General features: G+C 70.7%; 20 protein-coding genes and 2 pseudogenes. 9 read left to right on the forward strand and 13 right to left on the reverse strand.

The features are described 5' to 3' along the window. Window positions 1–3: 3 nt before the first annotated feature. The 3 genes and pseudogenes from ACYVPE_RS22290 to ACYVPE_RS22300 all read right to left on the reverse strand — a co-directional run bounded on the left by ACYVPE_RS22290 (window position 4) and on the right by ACYVPE_RS22300 (window position 2,822). Window positions 4–1,239 carry an arginine deiminase gene (locus ACYVPE_RS22290; protein WP_461035443.1) on the reverse strand — a complete coding sequence of 412 codons (1,236 nt, stop codon included), beginning with the start codon at window positions 1,237–1,239 and terminating at the stop codon, window positions 4–6. A gap of 82 nt (window positions 1,240–1,321) precedes the next feature. After that, a pseudogene (locus ACYVPE_RS22295) lies at window positions 1,322–1,915 on the reverse strand (3' terminal RNA ribose 2'-O-methyltransferase Hen1); the annotation flags it as partial. 58 nt (window positions 1,916–1,973) lie between these two features. Then, window positions 1,974–2,822, reverse strand: a complete 849-nt coding sequence (locus ACYVPE_RS22300) for an isocitrate lyase/PEP mutase family protein (protein ID WP_461035444.1) — start codon at window positions 2,820–2,822, stop codon at window positions 1,974–1,976. 125 nt (window positions 2,823–2,947) lie between these two features. Here ACYVPE_RS22300 and ACYVPE_RS22305 point away from each other — a divergent pair, with 125 nt between their 5' ends. Then, the gene (locus ACYVPE_RS22305; RefSeq protein WP_461035445.1) at window positions 2,948–4,207 is read left to right on the forward strand and encodes an Nramp family divalent metal transporter; all 1,260 of its coding nucleotides are present in this window, start codon (window positions 2,948–2,950) and stop codon (window positions 4,205–4,207) included. A 9-nt stretch (window positions 4,208–4,216) separates the two neighbouring features. On the opposite strand, the gene ACYVPE_RS22310 is transcribed toward ACYVPE_RS22305, so the two are convergent. Beyond that, entirely contained in the window at window positions 4,217–4,771 is a 555-nt protein-coding gene (locus ACYVPE_RS22310) for a Uma2 family endonuclease (protein WP_461035446.1), read from the reverse strand. 172 nt (window positions 4,772–4,943) lie between these two features. Here ACYVPE_RS22310 and ACYVPE_RS22315 point away from each other — a divergent pair, with 172 nt between their 5' ends. Both ACYVPE_RS22315 and ACYVPE_RS22320 read left to right on the forward strand, forming a co-directional pair. Next, entirely contained in the window at window positions 4,944–5,801 is an 858-nt protein-coding gene (locus ACYVPE_RS22315; protein WP_461035447.1) for a GNAT family N-acetyltransferase, read from the forward strand. Between the two features lie 70 nt (window positions 5,802–5,871). Continuing rightward, window positions 5,872–6,846 (forward strand): magnesium transporter CorA family protein, encoded by a 975-nt coding sequence (locus tag ACYVPE_RS22320; protein ID WP_461035448.1) that lies wholly within the window; start codon window positions 5,872–5,874, stop codon window positions 6,844–6,846. A gap of 15 nt (window positions 6,847–6,861) precedes the next feature. Here ACYVPE_RS22320 and ACYVPE_RS22325 read toward each other — a convergent pair whose 3' ends face one another. Continuing rightward, complete coding sequence (locus ACYVPE_RS22325) at window positions 6,862–7,125, reverse strand: hypothetical protein (protein ID WP_461035449.1); 264 nt, start codon at window positions 7,123–7,125, stop codon at window positions 6,862–6,864. 224 nt (window positions 7,126–7,349) lie between these two features. Between ACYVPE_RS22325 and ACYVPE_RS22330 the strand changes: the two genes are divergently transcribed. The 3 genes from ACYVPE_RS22330 to ACYVPE_RS22340 are packed head-to-tail and all read left to right on the forward strand — an operon-like array spanning window position 7,350 to window position 9,314. Further along, complete coding sequence (locus ACYVPE_RS22330; protein WP_461035450.1) at window positions 7,350–7,775, forward strand: septal ring lytic transglycosylase RlpA family protein; 426 nt, start codon at window positions 7,350–7,352, stop codon at window positions 7,773–7,775. A gap of 16 nt (window positions 7,776–7,791) precedes the next feature. Next, window positions 7,792–8,421: a cell wall protein gene (locus tag ACYVPE_RS22335; protein ID WP_461035451.1), complete on the forward strand. Its 630-nt coding sequence runs from the start codon at window positions 7,792–7,794 to the stop codon at window positions 8,419–8,421. 23 nt (window positions 8,422–8,444) lie between these two features. Beyond that, window positions 8,445–9,314, forward strand: a complete 870-nt coding sequence (locus ACYVPE_RS22340; RefSeq protein ID WP_461035452.1) for a MauE/DoxX family redox-associated membrane protein — start codon at window positions 8,445–8,447, stop codon at window positions 9,312–9,314. A gap of 38 nt (window positions 9,315–9,352) precedes the next feature. On the opposite strand, the gene ACYVPE_RS22345 is transcribed toward ACYVPE_RS22340, so the two are convergent. From ACYVPE_RS22345 to ACYVPE_RS22370, 6 genes and pseudogenes are all read right to left on the reverse strand, one after another. Beyond that, window positions 9,353–12,997: a CHAT domain-containing protein gene (locus ACYVPE_RS22345; protein WP_461035453.1), complete on the reverse strand. Its 3,645-nt coding sequence runs from the start codon at window positions 12,995–12,997 to the stop codon at window positions 9,353–9,355. Window positions 12,998–13,589: 592 nt separating this feature from the next. Then, window positions 13,590–14,707, reverse strand: a pseudogene (locus ACYVPE_RS22350) (IS701 family transposase). Between the two features lie 179 nt (window positions 14,708–14,886). Next, the gene (locus ACYVPE_RS22355; protein ID WP_461035454.1) at window positions 14,887–15,300 is read right to left on the reverse strand and encodes a lasso peptide biosynthesis B2 protein; all 414 of its coding nucleotides are present in this window, start codon (window positions 15,298–15,300) and stop codon (window positions 14,887–14,889) included. Beyond that, window positions 15,297–15,602, reverse strand: coding sequence for a lasso peptide biosynthesis PqqD family chaperone (locus ACYVPE_RS22360; protein ID WP_461035455.1), 306 nt, complete (start codon window positions 15,600–15,602; stop codon window positions 15,297–15,299). The genes ACYVPE_RS22355 and ACYVPE_RS22360 overlap by 4 nt, the downstream gene beginning before the upstream one ends. Continuing rightward, entirely contained in the window at window positions 15,559–17,298 is a 1,740-nt protein-coding gene (locus ACYVPE_RS22365; protein ID WP_461035456.1) for an asparagine synthase-related protein, read from the reverse strand. The genes ACYVPE_RS22360 and ACYVPE_RS22365 overlap by 44 nt, the downstream gene beginning before the upstream one ends. Window positions 17,299–17,413: 115 nt before the next feature. Next, entirely contained in the window at window positions 17,414–17,554 is a 141-nt protein-coding gene (locus tag ACYVPE_RS22370) for a lasso RiPP family leader peptide-containing protein (RefSeq protein WP_461035457.1), read from the reverse strand. Between the two features lie 431 nt (window positions 17,555–17,985). On the opposite strand from ACYVPE_RS22370, the gene ACYVPE_RS22375 reads away from it, so the two are divergent. The 3 genes from ACYVPE_RS22375 (at window position 17,986) to ACYVPE_RS22385 (ending at window position 22,695) form a co-directional block, all read left to right on the forward strand. Next, entirely contained in the window at window positions 17,986–19,338 is a 1,353-nt protein-coding gene (locus ACYVPE_RS22375; RefSeq protein ID WP_461035458.1) for an NAD(P)/FAD-dependent oxidoreductase, read from the forward strand. A gap of 665 nt (window positions 19,339–20,003) precedes the next feature. Further along, window positions 20,004–21,269 (forward strand): phosphatidylserine decarboxylase, encoded by a 1,266-nt coding sequence (locus tag ACYVPE_RS22380; protein ID WP_461035459.1) that lies wholly within the window; start codon window positions 20,004–20,006, stop codon window positions 21,267–21,269. Between the two features lie 28 nt (window positions 21,270–21,297). Beyond that, the gene (locus ACYVPE_RS22385; RefSeq protein ID WP_461035460.1) at window positions 21,298–22,695 is read left to right on the forward strand and encodes a S10 family serine carboxypeptidase-like protein; all 1,398 of its coding nucleotides are present in this window, start codon (window positions 21,298–21,300) and stop codon (window positions 22,693–22,695) included. A gap of 89 nt (window positions 22,696–22,784) precedes the next feature. On the opposite strand, the gene ACYVPE_RS22390 is transcribed toward ACYVPE_RS22385, so the two are convergent. After that, complete coding sequence (locus ACYVPE_RS22390) at window positions 22,785–22,976, reverse strand: hypothetical protein (protein WP_461035461.1); 192 nt, start codon at window positions 22,974–22,976, stop codon at window positions 22,785–22,787. A gap of 60 nt (window positions 22,977–23,036) precedes the next feature. Then, on the reverse strand, window positions 23,037–23,612 hold the full coding sequence (locus tag ACYVPE_RS22395) for a hypothetical protein (RefSeq protein ID WP_461035469.1): 576 nt from the start codon (window positions 23,610–23,612) through the stop codon (window positions 23,037–23,039). Between the last annotated feature and the right edge of the window lie 25 nt (window positions 23,613–23,637).

Genomic DNA, 23,637 nt, shown 5'->3' on the forward strand with positions numbered 1-23,637 from the left:
CGGTCAGGAGACCGGGTCGCGCTCCACGGGACAGCTCATGCAGCGCGGCCCGCCCCGACCCCGGCCCAGCTCGCCGCCCGGGATCTCCAGCACCTCGAACCCCTGCCGGCGCAGATGCGTGTTGGCGGTCACCGTCCGGTCGTAGGCCACCACCACGCCCGGCTCGACCGCCAGCACGTTGCAGCCGTCGTCCCACTGCTCCCGCTCGGCCGAGTGCACGTCCTGGGTCGGCGTCAGCACCCGGATCGCGCCGAGCCCGAGCGCGGCCGCGATCGCCCGGTGCATGTGCTCGGGCGGATGGTCCGTCACCTTCAACTCCTGGGCCCCGGAACCCGGTTCTATGGTGTAGGAGCGCAGCATGCCGAGGCCCGCGTACTGGGTGAAGGTCTCCCCGTCCACCATCGTGAGCACCGTGTCCAGGTGCATGAACGCCCGCCGCTTGGGCATGTCGAGCGCCACGATGGTGCGGGCCGAGCCGGCCGCGAACAGCCGCCGCGCCAGCAGCTCCACGGCCTGCGGCGTGGTCCGCTCGCTCATCCCCACCAGCACCGCGCCGTTGCCGATCACCAGCACGTCCCCGCCCTCGATGGTCGACGGGTGCGCGCCCTGCCCCTCCGACCACAGGTGGAACCGGCCGGCCGCCTCGCCGGCGAACAGCGGGTGGTAGCCGTAGATCGCCTCGAAGTGCACGCTCTCCCGCTGCCGCGCCGGCCACCGCATCGCGTTGATCGCCACCCCGTCGTAGACCCACGCCGAGGTGTCCCGGGTGAACAGGTGGTTCGGCAGCGGGTGCAGCAGGAAGCCGTCGGGCTCCATCACGTGGAAGCGCACCGAGGTGGGCTCCGGATGCCGCTCCAGGAACTCCCGCTTGGTGATGCCGCCGATCAGCGCCTCGGCCAGCTCGGGCGCCGGCAGCTCGTCGAACGCCGACCGCAGCCGGTCGGTGGCCAGCGGGCCGTACTCGCGCTCGTCGAAGACCCGGTCGAGCACCAGGGCCCGCGCCGCCGGCACGGCCAGGCTCTCGGCCAGCAGGTCGCCGAACAGGTGCACGGCGACCCCGCGGTAGCGGAGCAGGCCGGCGAAGATGTCGTGCTCCTGCTGGGCGCGCCGCACCCAGAGCACGTCGTCGAACAGCAGCTCGTCCTTGTTGGTGGGGGTCAGCCGCTTGAGCTCGAGACCGGGGCGGTGCAGGATCACGCGCCGCAGACGACCGGTCTCCGAGTCGACATGGAAGGTCATGGCTCCATTCTGCGCGCAGCCCACGCGCCGCCGCCCGGCCCCTCGGCCGGGCGGCGGCAACCACGGGCGGTCAGAGCCGGGGGGCCGCGTCGAGCACCGGCAGCAGCACGTAGAGCTGGCGCAGCGCGGTGGCCAGCGTCTCGGTGCCGGCCAGCGTCAGCCGCACGTACCGGGAGTCGCCCCACTCGGGGAACCGGCCGTCGAGCGGCACCGGTTCCGCGGTGACCGTCCAGCCCAGCGGCTCGAACAGCCGCCGTACCTCCTCGGGACCGCCGCGGGCCGGCAGCGCCGGCACCTCGATCGTCAGCGGCAACGGCCGCTCGGCGAGCCCGGGCCGCGCCTCGCACCGGCCGCGCAGCGCGGAGCGGAACACCTGGCCGAGCGCCACGGCCAGCAGCGAGGAGGCCGCGTACGGGCGGTCGTTGACGTAGCGGGCCAGGGTGGCGTCGGGCGCGGCACCCCGGCCCTGCCCGCGGGAGCGCACCAGGGCGACCGGGTCGATCTCGAGCAGCAGCGCCGCGGTGCACCGTTCGGCCGTGGCCTCGGGGTAGAACACCTGGGCGCGACCGGTCGAGGTGCTGAACTCCTGGGCCTTGTCCGGATGCTTGTGCAGCAGGAACCCGAGGTCGGTCGCGGGGCGTTGGGCGTCACCGGTGGTCGATATCGTCAGGAACACCAGCCTGAGTATGGTGCGCGGCTCCGGCGGGCGACCACGGGTTTTCGTCGCTGCCTGGTCAGTCGTCCATCAGCGCGTTCAACCGGCCGAAGCTCAGGTCCCCGCTGTCGAGTCCGGCGTACGTCCCGGTGCCGAGCAGCTCGCCGGCGGCCCGTTCGACCAGCGCGTACGCCGCCTGCGCCAGGCCGGAGCCGACGCTGATCCGCGCCGCGCCGGCCGCGGCCAGCTCCGCCACGGGCGGCGCTCCGGGGCCCGTCATCACGTTGAGCGGGGCGGGCAGTTCGGCGGCGAGCGCGGCGATCGTCCCCGGGTCGGTGACGCCCGGCACGAAGATGCCGTCGGCGCCCGCGTCGAGATACGCCAGGCCCCGCTCCACCGTCTCCCGCAGCGACTCGTCCCGCGGCCGGCCGGCCGCGGCCCCGAGGAAGACGTCCACCCGCGCGTTCACGAAGACCGGCACGCCCGTCGCCTCGCCGGCCGCGCGGGCGGCGGCCAGCCGGGCGGCCTGCTCCGCCACCGGTCGCAGCGGGTCGGTGCCGCGATGGTGGGTGTCCTCGATGTTGACGCCGGCCGCGCCCGCCTCGATCACCAGCCGCACCGTCTCGCCGACGCCGGCGGCGTCCGACGCGAAGCCGGCCTCGATGTCCGCGGTGACCGGCACCGTGACGGCGGCCGCGATCCTGGCGACCAGGTCGACGGCCAGCCGGCGGTCGAGACGATCGCCGTCGGGAGTGCCGAGGGACCAGGCCACCCCCGAGCTGGTGGTCGCGACGGCTCGGGCGCCGGCGCCCGCCACCAGCCGGGCGCTGGCCACGTCCCAGGCGTTGGGCAGCACCAGCGGCTCCTCGCCGCGGTGCAGATCGTGCAGGAGCCGGGCCCGGGCGGCGAGCTCTTTCGTGTCGTTCATGGCCACAGTCCACCAGTCGCGCCGACCGCCCGCTGGCGGCATTCGGACACCAACGTCGCCGGAGACCGAAAAGAATCGTTCGCGGGTTCGTATTGGCGACCGCAACGCTGGGCATATTCCCCCTCGTGGCGAAGACGCACCCGGGGCCGGAGTCCCAACTACCAAAGGCACGTTGGCGGTTGATCGGCCCTGGCCTGGTGGTCGCGGCCACCGGCGTCGGCGCGGGCGACCTGGTCGCAACGGCGGTGGCCGGCAGCAGATTCGGCTACACGCTGCTGTGGGCCGCAGTGATCGGCTGCCTGATCAAGATCTCCCTCGCCGAGGCCACCGGCCGCTGGCATCTGGCCACCGGCACCACCATCTTCGACGGCTGGCGCTCGCTCGGCCGCTGGACCGTCGTCTACTTCGGCATCTACATCGTCATCTGGGGCTTCATCTACGGCGCCACCGGCATGTCGGCCAGCGGCATGCCGCTGGCCGCGCTCTTCCCCGACGGGCCGAGCCTGCGCACCTGGGGCATCCTCACCGGGCTGCTCGGCCTGGTCTGCGTCTGGTTCAACCGCTACGCGGTGGTCGAGAAGCTGATGATGGCCTTCGTCGGCGTGATGTTCGTGGTGGTCGTCGGCATCGCCATCCGCATCGTCCCCGACACGGCGGCGCTCGGCGCCGGCCTCTGGCCCACCCTGCCGGACGGCTCCGTCCTCTACACCCTCGGCCTGATCGGCGGCGTCGGCGGCACCATCACCCTGGCCTCCTACGGCTACTGGGTGACGGCCAAGGGCTGGAACGGCCCCTCCTGGATGCCGATGATGCGGCTCGACAACCGGGTCGCCTACGCCACCACCGGCCTCTTCGTCATCTCCATGCTGGTGATCGGCGCCGAGCTGCTGCACTCCGCCGAGGTCACGCTGGCCAGCGGCGACCGAGGGCTGCTCGACGTGGGCACGGTCCTGGAGGACCGCTTCGGCGGCCTCACCGCCGACCTCTTCCTGATCGGCTTCTTCGCCGCCTCGTTCAGCTCCGTCATCGGCGTCTGGCACGGCGTGAGCCTGCTGTTCACCGACTTCGTCAAGCGCCTCCTGCCCTCCCGCGTCCCCGAGGGCGAACCGGAGAAGTCCTGGCCGTTCCGCGCCTACCTGCTCTGGCTCACGTTCCCCCCGATGGCCCTCCTCTGGCTCGACGAGCCGATCGGCCTGATCATCACCTACGGCGTCCTCGGCGCGTTCTTCATGCCGTTCCTCGCCCTCACCCTGCTCTGGCTCCTCAACACCGACCGCATCTCCCGCGAGTGGCGCAATGGCCCCATCAGCAACGTGATGCTGTTCGGCTCCGGCGTGATGTTCCTGATCCTGTGCGTCCAGCAGGTCCGCGACCTACCGTGGTGAGCCAGGGGGTCACGCCATCTCCGCGGTGTCGACGGCCAGATTGAACGGTTCGGGCAATGGTACGGGAGTGCCGAAGGGCAGGGGGCCGTCGACTCGGGTGTAGCCCAGCTCACCGGGCTGGCTGAACAGCGTGCAGGACCGCTCCTGCCGGTCCACCAGGAGATAGAGCGGCGCCCCGTACTCCGCGTAGCGCCGTCGCTTGGCGTCACGGGCGTGATCGCCGGCGAACTCGGTGGCCACCTCCACGATCAACATCGTCTGGCTGGGCAGCAGGGTGCCGCTCCGCTCGGCCAAGGGACGAGGAACGATGGCCAGGCGCGGGATGAACCAGTTGAGCGAGCCGGGTAGATCCAGATCGCCGGCGCCGGCCATGCCGTCAAGCCGATCCAGAGCGGACCGCAACTGTTTCCTGATGCCCACCACGATGCGTTCGCCGAGCCAGCATCTCGACTGCGGTTCGATCCAACCCTCGACGATCTCCACGCGGTCCAGCCGGGTCTGCCGGATCGCGTACTTCAGGGCCGCTTCGGGATCGAGGACGGTGTACTCGTCCTGGCTTTCCATCAGGTCCCACTCCTCAGCCGGTCCGTTCGGGACCATCCCGTATCTCTCTACGGCATGGCGGAGCGCCGACGCGCGTCGTGCCACCGTTTCTCACTCGAACGAGTGTTCAGCCTCGTGTCTCGTTGACAGATAATCGGTACGCACCGCGCAGCCGCCCGGCGAGGATGGGGGCATGACCTGGACCTTCAGCCGTGACCTCGACGCCTTCCTCGACGAGGCGGGTCCGTTTCTCCGTGCCCGGCCCGCCGAGAACACCGTGTTCCTGACCGTCACCGACACCCTGCGGAGCGCCGGGCTCGGGATGTACGGGGAGCGGGCGCCCCGGTTCGGGTGGTGGCGTGGCGTGGCGGGGGAGGTGGCGGCCGTGGTGCTGGAGACGCCGCCGTGGCCGGTGAACGTCAGCCGCGCGCCGGCCGAGGCCGTGGCGGCCCTGGCCGACGCGCTCGCGGCGGACGAAGGGCCGGCGCCGGCCGAGGCGCTGCTGTCGCGCGTGGACGCCGACCCGTTCGCGGCGGCCTGGCTCGCCCGCACCGGCCGCCGGGCCGACGTCCACCACGAGACGCGGCTCTACCGGCTGGCCGGACTCCGCCCGCCGCAGGCGCCGCCGCCCGGCGCGAGCCGGGCCGCGACCTCCGACGACCGGGCGCTGCTGATCGACTGGACCAACGGCTTCCTCCACGACGTCGACGACGCCGTCGCCGCCCCAGGGGCCGTCGCCGCGCTCGTCGACGACCGGCTCGCGCACCGCGGCGTCGACATCTGGACGGCGGCCGACGGCGCCCCCGTCGCCATGGCCCACCTCACCCGGCTGGTCGCCGGGCAGGCCAGGGTCGCCAACGTCTACACCCCGCCGGAACACCGCGGTCACGGCTACGCCTCGGCGCTGACCGCCGCCGTCAGCCGGCGCGCGCTGGACGCCGGGGCGGACGAGGTGCTGCTCTTCACCGACCTCGCCAACCCGACGAGCAACGCCATCTACCAGCGCATCGGCTACCGCCCGGTGCTCGACCGGGTCGCGCTCCGGCTCTAGCACGACCCGGAACGGCACCCGGAACGGCGGTTACCGGACCTGGCCCTGACCAGCCCCTACAGTCGGGCCCATGGCACGCACCCGGCTGTACCGCGGTGGCTCCCTCGTCCGGGAGGACTTTCCGGTCCACGACGTCTCCGAGTGCCTGGCCGACCCCGAGTCGGTGGTCTGGATGGATCTCTACCAGCCGGGCCGCGAGGTGCTCGACCGGGTCGGCCAGGCGTTCGGCATCCACGAGCTGGCCCTGGAGGACGCGGGCAAGGAGGGGCAGCGGCCCAAGATCGACCGCTACCACGCGCACGAGTTCCTGAGCGCCTACGGCGTCGCCATGGACGAGCGGAGCGGCGAGCTGGTGACCAGCGAGCTCGCCGTCTTCGTCACTCCCCAGGCGCTGATCACCGTCCGCAAGGACGACGGGATCCGGATGGACGACGTGCTGGCCCGCTGGGACGACGCCCCGGAACTGACCGCGCAGGGCGTCGGCTTCCTGCTCCACGGCCTGCTCGACCACCTGGTCGACGGCTACTTCGTCGCTGTCCAGCGGCTCGACGACAGTATCGAGGACCTGGAGGACCTGCTCTTCTCCGAGGGCCCCAGGGTGGTGCGGGACGTGCAGCGCCGCGCCTACGAGCTGCGCAAGTCGCTGGTCAGGTTCCGCCGGGTGGTGCTGCCCATGCGCGAGGTGATCAACACGCTGATGCGGCCGACGCTCCACGTCGTCACCGAGCCGCTGATGCCCTACTACCAGGACGTCTACGACCACGTGCTGCGGGCCACCGAGTGGACGGAGTCGCTCCGGGACCTGGTCGGCTCGGTGATGGAGACCAACCTCGCCGTCCAGGCCAACCGGATGAACGAGATCATGAAGCAGGTGACCAGCTGGGCGGCGATCATCGCCGTGCCCACGGCGATCACCGGCTTCTACGGCCAGAACCTGCCGTATCCGGGCTTCGACAACCACATCGGGCTGCTGACCTCGTCGGCCCTGATCGTCGTCATCACGATGCTGCTGTTCTTCGCCTTCAAGCGGCAGGACTGGCTGTGACGGACGGAACGGCGGTCAGAGCACGAGGGAGGCGGCGGCCAGATAGGGCAGACTGCCCGCCAGCACGCCGGCGAACACGACGGTCGCCGTCATCGTGCCCGCGCCGTCCTTCAGGCGGGCGAGCAGCCCGGTGGCGACCAGGCCGAGAGCGCCGATCAGCAGCTCGTAGATGGCGAACAGCGGCGAGGCGAGCACGGCGAGCACCAACGTGGCACCGAAGAGAGCCAGCGTGCGCCGCGAGGTCCTGCTGTCCAGCCTGTTGTCCAGCGCGTGGTCCATGACGGAACTCCTCTGCACAGCCGGGTGGTTGACCGGTCCTGCGATCACTTTCCCCCGGATCGGGCCGCTCCATGCAGTGCTTCGAACATGGGCGAACTGGCAAGAGAACGTGATCACCTCGTGTCCTTCCCTGGCGGCTTGCTGTCATGCATGGGAATCGCGACGGATGTTGGCGATCCCCTTTCCCCCCGTTGCACTCGACTTCTCCGAAGGGACTCTCCTCCGTGACCCGTGCCACCGACGCCCTCTGGGCCGGCGAGACCACCTGGTTCTGCTGCGGCGCCTCGTGGGGCCCCTGCGGCGCGGCGGGCGGCGGAGCCTGCGGCGACTGCCGGGCCGACGGCGACCACGCCGCCTGGCCCCATCTCTCCGAGTCGTGCTGGGAGCTGACCCGCCCCGACCTCTGCGGCGAGCACGACCTCCCCAGGCGCGGCTGCGGCTCGGTGCTGACGGTCAGCCACCAGTGCACGGGCGCCGCCGTCACCGTCACGGTCAGCGACTGCGGCCCCCGCACCCGCGAGTTCTGCGGCGAGGGAGTGTGCTGCGAAGGCGACTGCCGGACCAACCGGGTGCTCGACCTCACCCCGGCCGCCTTCGCCGCCCTCGGCAGCCTCGACTCGGGCGTGCTGCCCGTCGTCATCACCGAGTAGCGGGGGACGAGCGGTCATGGTGAGCCCGACGTCCCGGCGCGACACCGCGCCGCCCCGCGGCCTCGGCCGGCGCGGCTTCCTCGGCTCGGCGGCACTCGGCGGCGCCACCATCGTCGGCGCCTCCTCGCTCGGCGCCCTGGACGCGGACGCCGCCTTCGCGGCGCCCGGCCCCGCCCTCGATCCGGCCGTCACCGGCGTCTTCGTGGCGGGCCGGATCGGCGCCCTCCGCGGCAGCCTGCTGCACGTGGCCGGCGTGTCCGGCACCACCCACCACGTCAGGCTCACCCAGGCCACCAGCGTCTGGAAGGCCCGCCCCACCACCGCGGACGCCGTCGAGGTCGGCGACGGCCTCTACGCGCGGGGCGTGCGCATGCCGGACGGCTCCGTCGCCGCCGACGCCGTCTGGGTCAACATCGTCAACCTCCGCACCGAGATCCGCGGCCTCCACCGGAGGCGGATCCACCTCGTCCACCACCACCGCGAACTCGTCGGCCACACCGGCCCGGAGACCGCGGCCCGCTACGCGGGCGGCGCGCTCATCCCCGACCTCGGCCGGCTGCGCATCGGCCAGCGCGCCCAGGTCCTCGGCGCCTGGCGGCCGGCCGACGGCTCGGTCGACGTGGTCCGCGTCACCGTCGGCCACTGAAGGAACCAAAGGGGGAACAGGCCATGTTCTGGATCGACCTGGTCGCCGCGCTCTGCCCGCCGCTGGTCGCCTGGCCGCTCGCCGCGACCGCCGCCGCCAAGCTGCTGGCCGGCCGCCGGCGGCCCGGCAGGGCGGCCGGCACCGCCCTGCCCCTGTTGGTCGGTGGGCCGCGCCGGGCCGCCGGCGTGCTCCGCGCCACCGGCGCCGTCGAGGTGGCCCTCGGGTGCTGGCTGCTCGCCGGTCCTGGCCGGGCGGCCGCCGGCGCGGCGACGGCCCTGCTCGGCGTGGCGTTCCTCGGCTACCTGACCGTGGCCAGGTCGGTGGCCCCCGGTTCGCCCTGCGGCTGTGCCGCGCGTGACCGGGCGCCGATCTCCTGGCGGGCGTTCGTCAGGGCGGGGGCCGTGGCGCTCGGCGGCGCCGGCACCGTGTCGGCCACCACCCCCTGGTGGACGGCGGCCGCCCACCATCCGGTCGCCGCCGCCACGATGCTCGCCCTCGGCGCCGCGCCGCTCTGCCGACGCCCGGCCGGTCGGGCGCTCGGCCGGCTCAGGCGGCGGCTGTTCGGCAGCCCGCTGGCCGCGCCCGCCAGGGCCGGCGGCCCGGTGCCGCTCGCCGCCTCCGTCGAACTGCTCGAAGGCTCCCGAGCCTGGGCGACGGCGGCGCCGCTGATCAGGTCGGGACTGCTCGACCACTGGGAGGAGGACGGCTGGCGGATCCTGCACTACGCCGGCGCCCGACCCGACCCCGACCGCGGCGGTGAGCGCCCGGTCTCCGTGGTCTTCGCGCTGGACGCGGCCGCCGACCTGGACCGCCCGCTCGGCCAGGCGATCCGGGTCGGCGTCGTGGACCAGGAGACCGACCGGGTGCTCACCGGCGAACTCCTGCCCGGCTGACGGCACGGCCGACGGCACGGCCGACGGCACGGCTGACGTCATCCCCGGCGGCCCGCCGAGAGTGGTCCCGGATGGCCCTGGTGAATGAACGCGGCCCAGGCCGAGAGCCGGTCGAGACCGGGGCGGGTCGCCTCGCCGAGCAGCGGTTCGGTGAGCGTGGGCGGGGGGACGCGCCGGGGGTCGAGCATCCACCGCTGCGCGGCCCGCAGCGCGTCAGCGGGCGACAGGCCCTCCACCGCGACGTGGTGGTGGAAGACGGCCATCATGACCGCGGACGCGCTGTCCCTGGTGGTCCACCGGGACCCGACGACGTCCCGTGCGCCGCGGGCGACGAAGGCGGTGGCGAGGGTGAGCGCCTCGTCGTGGTCACGGGTGGTCAGATCGGTCTCGCAGGCGCTGAGTACGACGAGCGGGCCGGTGTCCTGGGGCGCGGTGCTGGTTCCGCGCTTCTCCAGCAGCCGGGCGACGGTGAGCAGCCCGGCATCGGACGCGGCGCCGTCCGGCTCCGCGGGCCGTCCCGCGCCGCCCGCGGGGCTGGCGAGGCGGAGTGCGGAGACCGTGGGACGTGTACCGGCGGCCGCGTGGGACGCGACGTGGAGGAGGGACACCGGTACGGGCGCCCCGGAGCGCGGGGGAGACAGCAGGGCGAGCACCTCCTCGGGCGTCCCGGTTCCACTGACCGGCCCCGACGGCTCGCAGAGTTCCCCGTAGACGACCGCGCGCGGGTAGCACGCCTCGTGCAGCGCGGTCACCTCCAACTCGGCCCACACCAGGTCCATCCGCGGGTCGGCGATCAGCGCCGGCGCGGTGGTGACCGGGCGCGGCGAGCGGGCGATCGTGCGCAGGAACTGGCTTCCCGAGGCGGCATGACTGATCACCGCCTGCTGGCAGACGTAGTGCCGGCACGATCCCCTTCCGTGGCTGTAGCGCGCCGCGTGCCAGGGCACCACGCCGAGCGTGCCGCAGGGGATCAGGACCAGCCGGGGCGGTCCCGGCCGGCCGCGACGCCGGTCGGGGTTGGCCGCCAGTCGATGCGCGACTCCGCTGAGGAGCGGGGACATGACGGCGGACCAGGCCCAGTCGCAGAGCTCGCCGAGGGCCTTCTCCCACGCCTGCTCGGTCGCCTCGCGGTCAGCCGCCCGGGCGTCGGCCGGGAGTCCGGAGCGGGCCGCCGCCGCGTCCAGATAGTCCCACAGGGGCTCGGCGTTCTCCCTGATGAGCCCGGGCAGCGCCAGCACCCCGGGGGGAAAGTCGGCTCCGATGACCAGGGCGGTCCCCGGATCGGAGCCCCGCGAGGGAATCAGGTAGACGAGGGCGTCGGCGTCGGCGGCCGCCACGCCGGCCGCCAGCTCCGACACGCCGGGTGCCGCGAAGGGGCTCGGTTCAGCTCCGCCGTCCTGCCGGTAGCCGAGTGCCTCGAGGGCTCGGCGGCGCAGACTGCTCGGCAGCTCGGTCACGTCAGGTGGCGGCTCGTCCTCCGCTCCTTCGGCGCTGGCCGCCGAGTGCTCCCGCCAGGTGGCGGCGAGTGCGGTGTGGCCGCGGGCGGAGAGCAGGTCCGCCACCGCGTCGGAAGCCGCGGCGGCGTGCAGGACCATGGCGCGGCCGAGTTCCAGCGCGGCGACGGCCTCGTCGATCCAGCCGTTGCTCGCGGCCCAGCCCGCGGTCGCGACGGCGCGCGCCGCCCCCCGCCTGGCGGTCAGCAGGCCGTGCTCCGGCCCGCTCTGGAGCAGGACGTCGGCCGCGAGGTGGCGCAGTGACTCCATGGCGGCACCGACGGCGGAGTGCAGATCGGCCGCCAGGGCCCAGCGGGACTGGTACACCTCCGCGAGACGCCACAGCCCGTCGGGGGCCAATCCGGGGTGGCGTCCGTCCCGGATCTCGGTGCGCAGCCGCTCCAACTCCTCGATCGCGCGGTCGAGTTCGGCCGGCTCCTTGGTGAGGGCGAAGAGAGAGGTACGGCCGAGCGCGGCTCCCCAACTCCCGGCGGCCGGTTCGCCGGAAGGCGGCGGGTCACCGGGAAGGCGCGGCGGGTCGGATGGCTCCTCCAGGCTCTGCCTGAGCACCTCCGGCGCGGCCTCGACCTCGGCGCGCACGGCCTTGAGGGACAGCAGCACCTCCTGCCCCCAGCGGCGGACGGACGGCTGCCACGAGAGACGCTCGATCGCCCCCTCCATCAGGCCCACGCCGGCCAGCAGTTGTGACCGGTCCCGGGTGAGGTTGCCCAACTGGAGGACGAGCTGACCGAGGGCGAGCGACAGCGCGTCGTCGATGATGCCGAGGTCGTCGTGCGGGGCGGCGAGGGTCGCCTCCACCTCGGCGACGACCTGCCTCAGGACGGCGGGGTCTCCGGTGCGGAGGGCCTCGGCCGAGGCCAGCGCGGCTCGGATCCCCAGCCGGGCGGCGTTGGCCAGCCCGGCCGCGGGCCCAGGGGATTCCGTCGGGTCGCTTCGCGCGGCCGTGGCGTCCAGCAGGCGCCTGGCGGCCTCCTGGTCCCGCAGGTTGCCACCGACCTGACCTCCCAGATCGAGGAGAGCCGGGACGAGGGGTTCGAGGACGTGGCGCAGTTCGTCGTCCGCGGGCAGCGCGGCCATGGCGTCCCGCAGTACCTTCAACGCATCGTCCATGGCGCCGGTGTCGCCGTCGCGCAGCGCGGCCGTCAGCTTCACCTGGAGGGACATCAGGGCCGCGAGCATGACCTCCCGCGGAGGCATCCCTTCCCCCGGTGCGGCGGACGCGCGGCCGTGCTCCGCCAACTGGGCGTCGAGCGCGTCCACCTGTCGGCGCAGGGTCTCCGGTGCCACGGACCCCGGCGCCATCGACCCCAGCATGGACACGGTCAGCGCGGTCTCCCGCCGGCGCTCGCTCGGGGACGCCTCCTCCGACCCCGTGGGAGCGGTGTCCGCGGCGTCTGCCCGGCCCGCGGACGATGCCTCCCCGGCCGCCTCCCCGGCCATCGCACCCGCCCGCTCGTCGACACCGAACATCCGCATCGCGGTCTCGAGGAGTGGGCGGAAGGGGGAGTCCTCGGGAAGCCGGCCGAGCATGTCGGCGACCTCGGCGTCCGGGGACAACGCCCCTTCGCGGATCAGGGCGGCGATCGGGGCGAGTTCATCCGACCACGCCCGGGTTCCGGGGCCGCCGAGGAACCCCAGTTCGTCCATGGCGGGGTAGACGTCCGCCGCCAGCTCGCCCAACTCCCGCAGCCGCGTGGTGAAGTGCTCCGCACCCCCGGCGAGCGCCCAGTCGACGAGCGCGGCCTGGTCGATCTCCGCCCCGGCACCGGGTTTGTCGCGCAGGACCACGAGCAGGAAGAGGGCCGCCCGTGCCCCGTCGGGCCCCGGCAGCCCCCACTGCCTCACGCCGCGCAGGATCCGCTCGGCCTCCGCCAGGTCGCCGGGCTCGGCGGCGGGGCTGAGACCGCGGAGCGCGAGCAGGGCGCCGCGCCGGAAGTCGAGTCGTGGCCGCTGCGGCTCCTCGTCGCCCAGCAGCTCCGCCACCTCGGTGAGCTGGGCGAGGAGCGGACCCAGTTCCTCGATCCGGGCGCGGGATCCGGTGCCGGGAAGCATCGCGTCCGCGCGATCGATCAGGCTGGCCGCCCAGGCACGCAGGCCCAGGAGTCCGCCGCTGTCCGCCCCCGCGTCTCCATCGGGTTCCTGTTGCTGATCGCCGCCGTTCCCCGTCATCGACACCCCCTGGCGCCGACGCTAGGCCCCCTCGGGGGCCGGCGGAAGCGGGGGGCGGGCGAACCACCGGGAATCGCCCGGAAGTCGACCACCTCGACGCGGCCCTCCGGCCGTGACCGCACCCGCCCCGGCCTTCGGAACGTCGGGCCGGGGCGGGTGCGTCGAACGGGTTCTGTCAGATGTTGCGGAAGAGACCACGCGGTCTTCTGACCTGCGACGATGAGCGCCGATGGGCCGTTGGCCTGTGGGTATGCCATTTCAGGTCTTTCCCGCGCTTGCTCTCTGATGCGGCCGAAAGTCCCAGAGAATTCCCACAGCCTGTCCGGCTCTTTGAGCGGTGATCGCTCCACCCTGCGTCGCAGGAGATGGTGACTCCCCGTGCATCCCAGGCGTTTTGCTCCTTGCTCGGCTGAGTACTCCAGCAGGACTTTGGTGTCTGACCTGGGGAAACGTGGAGTGGTGGGAGTGTAGTCGTTGGGGTGTGCCGGTCACGGGCGGGTTCTGCCTGCCCGTGACTCGAAGGTGTGGCCCCGACTGCGGTAGTGGCAGCGGCGGGCCACTGCCTGTCGTTGTCGACGCCAATGCGACCAGCTCAGCGCGCGCGTGGGGGCACAGGGGTGTCGGGGAGTATGAGCTGCCAGGAGTCGCCGCACTTCCGCCACGGTGAGCTCGATGACCTCGGCCTCCCCACCAGTGTGGCCCTCTTTTCCCCTGTCGGCGCGGTCGTCACCGCGAGGAAGGCGTGAGCGAGCATCGCGAGGGTGATGTGTCGGTACCAACCGACGTAGCGCCGCACCTCGTACTGGTCCAGCCCACACTCGTTTTCGCCGCCTGAAAGCACTCTTCGATGGCCCACCGGATGCCGGCGACGCGCACGAGTTCGTCGACGCCGACGGCCAAGGGCGCGTAACCGAGGTCGTAGGCGACCTCGTCCGGCTTGCTCACACTGCGCCGCGCCAGTGCCCACCGCTGCTGCACCGGCACGTCACCTTGGTAGTCGAACTCCGCCACCACGGGCGGCCGCACCGCGGCCCGGTCATACATCCGCGGCCCCTTGGCGCCCTCCCCACACGAGCGACGCTCCCACGCCTGCTTCGGCGCTTGGGCGAAGAGGTGATCGCTACGTGGGCAGCCAACGGTGAACTGGGACTTCGGCGCCGCCACGACGTAGCCGACACCGGCGTTCTCCAACAGCCGCCGGAAACGGCACTCCTGACCGTGGGCGGCGGCAGCCGTCACCCACGAGATCGGCAGCGGCGAGGCGAGCACCCGCAGCACGATGGCCTTGGCCAGGTCACCCTTGGTAGTGAACTCCCGCTCAACGGGGGCCTTGGCCGTGCGGCATCGGTCACGGTCCCCAGTCCAGGACTTGGGCAGGTACAGCTCCCGGTCCACGAAGGCGCGGCCGGCGGAGCTTGCGTAGGCGGCGAAGACGCCGATCCGGCAGTTCTCGGTGCGGCCCGCGGTGCCGGAGTACTGGCGCTGCACCCCGGCGGAGGTGGTGCCCTTCTTCAGGAACCCCGTATCGTCCACGATCAGCACCCCGTCGGGGGTGGCGTTGCCGGCGTGCTCGGCTAGTTGCCAGCTGTTCTTACGGGCCACCGGAGCCAGCAGCCCGCGCACGTAGTCCCGCATGCGGCGGCGAGGTTCAACGCGACCGAAGTGGTGTCCGATGTTGACGAAGAGATTGTCCAGGTCGTGGTCCCACATCTCGACTGCCTGTTCGGTGAGCACGATCCGAGGCTTCCAGCCCCGGGGACGACCTCGCCGTCGGGGCCACACCTTCGAGTCACGGGCAGGCAGAACCTCACCGGCCGTTTCCGTCAGGTTCGCGAGATCGCGACTCGGTCATGGCGGTCGGGCCTCGCCGCACTGAACTCCAGGCAGTGTCAGTGGCGTGGCGGGACGCTGATGAGGCGGCGGTAGGTGGTGGTGCTTTCGGGTTCGTCGACGGGGCGGCCGTCGGCTTCGACCCAGGCGTGGGCGGCGAAGGGGGGCATGCGGACGCCGGTGACCCAGGTGGGCCAGGTTCCGCGTAGGCGGCACAGCAGGGTGGTGGCCAGTGAGCGTTGGAGGCAGTACTGGCCGGAGCACAGGGTGGAGGTGCCGGTCACGTCGCGGCGGGCGGCAAGGGCTTGCTCGTAGCCGGCCGCCTTCGCGCCGCGACGCGCGATGCTGAGGATGGCACGGATCCGGCGGGGTGGGAGACGTGCCAACAGACCGGCAATGACGATCGCGAGGCGGGTGGGGACGCGGCGACGCAGCGGGGGGCGGCCGCCGCGGCGATCGAGGATCTGACTCACCGCGGAGCTCGCCGGGTGGTCGGGCCGGGTTCGGTGAGCCTCGCGGCGGCCAGTTGGTCCAGCAGGGTGTCGATGTCGGCCGCGACCCGGGCACGGGTGACGTTTCGGGTCGTGGCGAGCTGATCGGCCAGATCTTCGGGGGTGGTGCCGTCCAGGAGCTGACGCAGGACATGCGCGCCGGCGGTGTTCAGCTGCCAGTAGCGGCCGGATCGTTCGTCGAGGAGTGCCATGCCCGCGTCCGTTTCGCAGGTGGTGACGTCATGGCGCAGCCGGATCCTCGGGGCCGGCGGGGGCGAGGTCATGGGCGTGTTCCTTGAGGTAGTGGGGGTGGGGATGCGCTTCGAGGTCGCGTAGCCACTCCTCGACGCCGAGAGTGGACTCGAGTTCGCCGACGCCGCCGGTGAGCAGAGTGGGGGCGAGCACGGCGCGGCGCAGCGACGCCGGGTCGGCGAGGCCGGTGGCGACGAGGCGGGAGTCGTCGGCCCAGGCCGCCAGGGTGCGGCGCTGGGCGGTGATGCCCGCGTACCACTCGGTGTCACAGTGGTCCTTGGTGGTGCGCTCCAGGATCGTTGCCGGGACGATGCCGTCCATCGCCGTGGCGAGCAACGGCTTGTAGACGGTGGGGTGTCCGATGTCTTGCGGTCGGACGCGCAGAGTGGCGTCGAGCACCGCGTCGTCACAGAAGGGCATCTCGGTGGGCAGGCCGAGTCGCTCGGACCACTCGGTGACATGGGTGGCCAGGGTGCCGGCGGCCCGGGCCGCGTAGACCCAGGTGTGGGAGCCGCGGTCGGGACCCAGCGGTTCGCACTCCGCGGCGGCGATCCTGAGTTGCCCGGCCGCAAGCTCCCGAGCCTGTGGTGTCGACCAGGGCGGAAGGGACAGGCGTGGGCCCCAGTCACACATGGGCCATTCCCTGCGTTGGACGCTGCCCAGGGTCTCCGACTGTGCGGTGAGCCAGTCGGCCAGGGTGCGTCGTGAGGCCAGTTCTCGCAGGAGTCCAGCGAGCGGCCAGCGCTTGGCCGCGCGATGTGCGGCGACATGCCGCAGACCCGCGAGCGGGTGGCCGCGCAGGAACCGGTGCAGGTATGCGGGCGGTGGGATGACGACGTGGTCCCCACCATGGCCGCAGAACCGCGACCGGGCACCGTGTTCGAGCAATCTCGCCAGGAGATCCGCCTGTTGAGCCCTGCTGCGAACCAACTCCGAGGGCTCGTCTCCGGGCGGACGCCGGCTCTCGATGCCAGCGAAATGGCCCGCGATCTCGTGGGTGGGAATCGTCAGGTGGACGATTCCCGGCAGATGGCGGGCGGCTTCACGGGCGTAGGCGGCGTCCTCGTTGCCCACGGCGGACCATTCCAGGGTGGCCGCGACCAGCCGGGCGCCGGCTTCGTGGGCGAGGAAGCACAGTGAGGTGGAATCCATGCCGCCCGACAGATCCGCGCCCCAGACCTCCCCCGGCCGTACGCGTAGGGCGATCGCCTTTCGCAACGTGTCCCGCAGCAGCGGTGCGGCCTTCTCTAGTGGCAGTTCCGGCGAGGGCGTCTGCCACCACCGCTTGGTGTGGCTGCTCCCGTCCGGGTGGATGCGCAGGGCATGCCCTGGTCGAACGGCTTCGATGTTCCGCCACATTCCCGTGCTCTGGAACGGATGCGGCGGTTCCGGCAGCAGCATGCGGAGGGCCAGTCGGGCTGGGTCCGGCTCGGCTCCGGTCAGCCAGGCGAGGGTGTGGGCCCGGTCCGCGGCCACGGTCAGACCGTCGACGTGGGCCGTGTACAGCCGTCGGACGCCGGAGTTGGTACCCCGGGCATAGATCCGGCCGTCGTACGAAGCCAGCAGGTGGAAGCTGCCCGCCATGCCGTCCGACGCCGTGCCCCGAGCGGCGAGGCCATCAGGTGTCAGAGAACAGGGGCCGATCGCCGCGAGCCGGGTCGTGCCGATGGTAGCCGTCACCGCCTCCCCATCGGCCCAGCAGCCGACCAGCCACGACCTGCCGGACACATGCCTCAGGATCCGGCATGCATAGGGCGCAAACCGCTTCGAAACGGCGGGCGCCGCCTCGTGATCGGGAAGGACCACGAACCATCGCCCGCCACAGGCTGAGGTCACGGGTGCGTCAGCCGCCCGCGTACGTCCTTACGAAGCCGTCCGAATGGTCTCCGATCCAGCCCCTGGTCTGCTCGGCGAACCCGCCGACCTCCGCCAGGACCGGCGGCTCGTAGACCTCGGACTCCTCGATACGCGACTCATGCTCCATGACAGGCACTCCTTCCGGATCGACCGCTACCTCCAACTCCCTTTCCGTCCGCAGCTGTACGGACACGCGAAGTGACCCGTGTGGGTGATGGTGGCCAGTGGCGCGCCCCCAGGGCGTGGCGGGTTCTCCGCTGCGACCCGACCCACCGCACGCCGCGCGTGGTTGACGCGCGCCCGCTTCCGAACGGGGGATCCGAGGCGAGAGGAATCGTTCCGCTTTGCAATGGTTCCCATAGGTTCGTACGCACATGCGCCGCCGGGTCGTCGACCTCGAGCGAGCGTGCCGTTCACAGGCCGGAGAACTCGCGGCCATCGCGCACCGGAAGGTGATCTCCGCGACGAGCGGACACCTCACCAACGAAAGGGAGCACACACATGGCAGGCCCGAGTGCCGTCATCCATGGGGATCGAAGCCACCTACAGGTCCTTCGGGTGGAACGGTTCCTGGAGCTCAACGACGTCAAGTGCAGCTTCGTAGACCCGGAGAAGGACCATGAGGTTGTTGTCGACTTCACGCTCGACGGAAAGACGCAGACGAGGATCACGGAGGGTATCGAGGCGAAGGTAACGGAGGCGCTCTACGGAAAGACCTACACCGGGAAGGCCTCGTACGACCTGGTCGTGATCGGCAGCGGCCCGACCGGGATGTCCGCCGCGCTGAACGCGAGGACGCTGTTCAACTGGACCACGCTCATCGTCGAGGACAATGCCCCCGGCGGCGTGGCCGGCTCGGCGCTCAACCCGATCGACAACGTCCTGGGCGTCCCCAAGGTCGACGGCAAGGGCGTCGCTCCCCTGGAGCTGACCCACACGTGGATGTTGCAGATCAGGAGTGCCGGTGCCGAATGGCTCTCCGGCCGCCGGGCCACCGGAATCACCAAGGTCGCGGATCCCGCGAAGGAGAAGGTCGACCCGGATTCCTCGGTCTATCCGGCGTACCAACTCACCGTGCAGACGCTGGACAAGAAAAAGACCGAGACGATCTGCGCGGGCATGGTACTGATCGCCACCGGTCTCAAGCCGCGGCTGCTCAACCGTAAGGGAGAAGCGGACTATCTGGGGCGCGGGGTGTACTACGGCGCGCTCCCCACGGATGTCGACCATGCGGCGGCGACAAGCGTCATCGGTATCGACGGGGGCGGGGACACCGCCGCGGTGGCGGCCAAGATGTTCGCCGAGAAGAAGAAAGGCAAGGGATCCTCGACGAACAAGGTGGTCATGTTCATTCGTGGAAAACTCGGCACGGACATGATCAAGTCGAACCTCGACGCGATCAACAGCTATGTGGACAAGGGTGGGGTCACCAAGGACAAGGTCATCGAGGTCCACGAAAACACGGAGGTGTTCGAGTGTGACGGGCAGAGTGGGAAGTTCACCGGAGTGAAATACCGTCCAACCGGCAAGCCAACCAATACTTTGTCGATGAACCTGACTTCCCTGTACGTGCTGATCGGGGGCGACGCCGACAACACATGGCTCAACAAGCCGGTCCGTCTTGTCCAGCTCGTCACGGAGGACGACGTCAAGGCAAAGAGGTACCGCACCGTCGGCGCGGTGGTCACCGGCGCGGTCAAACACGAGCTCGGCTCCCTCACCGAGACCGGCTCGGCCGGGCTCTTCGCCGCCGGAGACGTACGCGAGGGCTCCGTACGCCGGATCGCCGCGGCCATCGGTGAAGGCGGCGCGGCCTCCATCGACATGCACACCTATTTGCACAAGAAGTGGGAGAAGGCGATCAAGGAAGGATCCCCCCTCTACACCTATTACAAGAACACCGCCAAATAGCGGGAATGTCGCGCCGGCGCGCGGGCGGATGTCTGCGGACGGATGATCCAGTGGAGGCAGGGCCCGGCGCCAGTGTGGCTGCCTGGGGCAGTAGGTGTGTCGCAGGCCATGAGTGGCTGGCGGGGCGGCGTGATCGCACCCGAGCGGCCCCAGGGGCAGGCACGGATGCTGCTCATGTGTACGGCGTGAAGTGCGCCTTGGCCACTTTCGACTTGCGTGCCGCGGGACTGGTTCACCGTTCGGAGCGCGGTTCTGTTGGTGCCCTTGTCGGCAGTTTCGACAGTGGGCATGCAGAAGAAGCGATCCGCAGTGGCCGACGGATTGGTTGACGGGTGGGACATCCAGTCGGGCTACGGCGGGCCATGACCAGGAGCGGTGGACAAGCCTGCCCGGGAGGGCCGCAGGTGCGTCGCGATCCAGCGGGGCGGTCCGATGCGCCGATCAGCGGTCCCCTGTTCGCGCGGAGGTCGCCGTGGGCGATGATGTGCGGCTGTCATTGGTTCGAATGATGGGATCTCAGCCCGGAGGCGCGGTAAAACGTTCCGGCTTCTTTCGAGCTATGACGAGAACGGAATTTTTCACATCAGGAGGGCAGTTCACGTCCTGGTGAAGCGAGCGCGTGTGCCCCGGGTGGCGAGCCCGAAACAGTTAATACTGGTGCTGCCGTGATCGTGGTGTCGCAGGGGTACCACGATGGCCAGAAGAGTCAGGGGCAGCCTATGCAGGTCAAAGATGAACCATCGCAGAGCCTCGGTGATTTTCTCGCGAAGATCAGAGGGTGGTATGAGGTCGACTACGAGGGTTTCAGGACCATGTATGACGCGGCGATCAGGAACGTGGTGCCGTTTCCGGCGGACACTCCGGCGAACGTGCGCTGCGACTGGCGGAAAAGGGATATTGAATTCCTGTGCCGCTTCTTCGAGGAGTGGTACGAGTGGGGCTGGACGGCGGAGCCCAACGCCGGCCTCGACTTCATCGAGAAGTTCAGCTGGATCAACTACGAGAACGACTACGGCATGGTGTTCGTGACCTGCGGACCTGGCCTGAAGATGACGGCGGACTTCACTCAACTTCAGGGCCAGCAGATGGACGACCCGGTGAAGTCGCAGGAACTCGTCAACATCTGGATCGAGAAGCTCGGATCGAAGATGGAGGACTTCGAGGACGGCCCCTGGCCCAACTTCAACGAGTTCTTCGTACGGGATCTCAAGCCAGGGAAACGACCGATCGAAGCCGAGAACGACAACAGCGTCGTGGTCGCTCCGACCGACTGCGTCATCAACATGATCGTCGACGAACTCACGGACACCACGCCGATCCCCGTCAAGACGGTCACCATGAACGTCAAGCAGCTGCTCGCCGACTCCGACTACTACCAGAACTTCATCGGCGGCACGGCGGTGTCCTGCATCCTGATGCCCGACACCTATCACTGGTACCACTCACCGGTGGGCGGTGAGGTAGTGGAGGCCAATGACGGCGTCGGCGGGGTCTACTACGGGATGCGGGACTTCCCCGAACTGCTCAACAAGGGGAATGTCGGCTACGGCTACGACTACGAGATGTTCGACGATTTCCGCCGCGGCTACGTCATCATCAGGACCGCGTTCCATGACCCGTTCGGCGAACGACACGAAACGCATGTGGGCTTGGTGCCCGTCGGGCTCAACTCGATCGCCTCCGTCAACTTCCTGGACAAGTTCAAGGGCCCGATCGACGAGCCGGTCCCGGTGGAGAAGGGCGAGAAGATCGGAAACTTCAAGTACGGCGGGTCGCTGAACATCCTGCTGTTCGAGAAGGACCGGTTCCCCGCCCTGCAACTGCACATGGGACAGCGCATCGGAACCCTCGAAGCCAAGGAGAGGACGGCCGGTCTCTTCACCGGCTCCTACCACACACAGTCGCGGCGCCGCCGCCTGCTCGCCCCCTGACCCTCGCTGCCGAACGGACGGTGCAACCATGTCCTCCGACCTCGTCGCCTCGATTCCGGCGAACATCCCCAACACGCTGAGCATCGACTTCCTCACCAAGGACACCAAGAAGGTCCGCTCCTACGCCGGGCACGTGCACATCGACGACACCGAGCACCCCGGAACCCAGAACCACCTCTTCTACTGGTTCTTCGAGAGCCAGACCTGCAACCCCCACATCGCCGTGCCCGACCAGCAGGACGTGATCAGCCGGACGCCGCTGCTGATCTGGCTCAACGGCGGGCCCGGCGCCTCCTCGCTGATGGGCCTGTTCCTGGAGAACGGCCCGCTGTCCATCGGCGACGACGCGGACGGGACGGTGTCGGTGACCCCCAGGAGCTGGAACCAGGAGGCGCACGTCGTCTACTGGGACCAGCCGATCGGCGCCGGATACAGCTACTCCGACACCGAGGGCGAGTACGTCCACGACGAGGAGACCCTCGCCCGGATGTTCTGGCAGGGCCTTCAGGAGTTCTTCCGCCTGCACCCCGAATACGCCAAGTGCCCGCTCTACGTCTGCGGTGAGAGCTATGCCGGCAAGTACGTGCCGGCCATCGCCCTGGAGATCGACCGGCGCAACAGCGAAGGCACCGAGGGCCGACACCTCGAGCTGAAGGGCATTGCCGTCGGCAACGGCTGGATCACCCCGGAGCTCTCGCTGCGCGTCTCGATCGACTACGCCTACGCCACCGGCTACCTCGGCATCAGCGGGCGCGACTCCCTCGACGACGCCTACGCCGACTTCCAGGCCGCCCTGCGGGCCGGAGACATGAAGAAGGCCACCAAGCTCGGCAACGACCTGGTCAACACCGTCCTCGCCTACGGCGGGAACTTCGACCTCTACGACGTCCGGCGCTGGGACGACATCTCCATGGGCGCGCTGCGCACCTACCTCAACAGCTCGGACGTCAAGAAGGCCCTACACGTGCACTCCGACATCGTCTGGGAGTGCCAGGACAACGAGGGCCCAGTGGCGGAGGCCCTGGTGGACGACAACATGGCGGACGCCTCCGGCAAGTACGGGGAGATCATCGACAAGGGATACCAGACCCTGCTCTACACCGGGAACTTCGACCTCGCCTGCGGATACCGGTGCACCGAGGAGATCCTCGACGGCCTCATGGAGCAGCGGGGCGAGCAGGCGCAGTGGCGCAACGCGCCCCGGCTGGTCTGGACCCAGGCACAGGGCAACCCCAAGGGCTTCGTCCGCAGCCTGCGGAACCTGACGCAGGTGGCCGTGCCGGACTCCGGTCACGAGGTGCCGGCGTACCAACCGGAGATCTGCCGGGAGATGCTCTACAACTGGCTCTTCGACCGGCCCTTCGCCGGCTACGACCCGCAGCAGCAGACCAAGCCGCGCAACGGCAACGGCGCGCGGAAGGCGTGAAGGCGGCTGGGCCGGGAGAGCATGGGCCGGGCGGCCGGAGGGCTGCCCGGCCGGCCGGTGGTCCCCGCTGTCCGGCGCCCCGGCTCAGGTCATGTCGTGCCCGGAGAGGGGTAGACGGCGTGGGTGACGTGGACGTTGATGATCGCCACCTGGGTCGTGCCGGGTTGGGGAAGGGTGCGGATGGCGCAGCGGGTGGGGTCCATGACCGCCGCTCGCAGGCCCTCGCTCGCGGGCGCGGTTCGCTCATCCGTGGAGCGGGGGCCGGGAGTGTGCTGGGGCACGGCTGTTCCTCCTGAGGTCGGTGGTGCGCTGGTTGGGCACGGCTCGGCCCTGGCCCTCCATCAGCTGGAGGGGGTCTCGGCTTCCCTTGCCTCGGTGGTGTCCTTCATCGCCATGCGGATCGCGCCGGGATCGCCGGAGAGCAGTGCCTCGCGCTCGTCGTCGCCCAGTCCCGCGACTTCCGTGACCGCCGATTCGGGAGCCCGCATGAATGCGCTCAACAGGGAGGGATCAGATGCCAGCCGAGCGAGGTAGGTCGCCAGCGGGCTGGTTCTGCGGGTGGGCAGGTAGCGGTCCAGGTGCGGCGGCACCCTGGTCCTGGCGGCACGTCCCGTCTGTGGCCTCGACGGGATTCTCAGACGGTGGGCCATGGCGTGGTCTTCGCCCGGTGGAGCGAGGGGTGGCACATGCAGGGTGCTCACACCGGTCAGGTGTTCTTCGCGAAGCTCATGGAGCCCGAGTGTGCGAATGAGCGGCCCGCACACGGAGTACTGGGCGGCAGAGTAGTGGGTGACCTGGTGTTCCGAGGGATAGAACCTCTCCAGGTATTCGACGAGTACTCGACGGTTGTCGTCGTTGTCGAAGCCACCGAAGCGGAACCCCAGGTCTCCGACGCAGCCGACCTGCCAGATCACCACGTGTGAGTCGGTGAGCAGGGGGGCT

It is taken from the genome of Streptomyces mayteni, assembly GCF_054783955.1.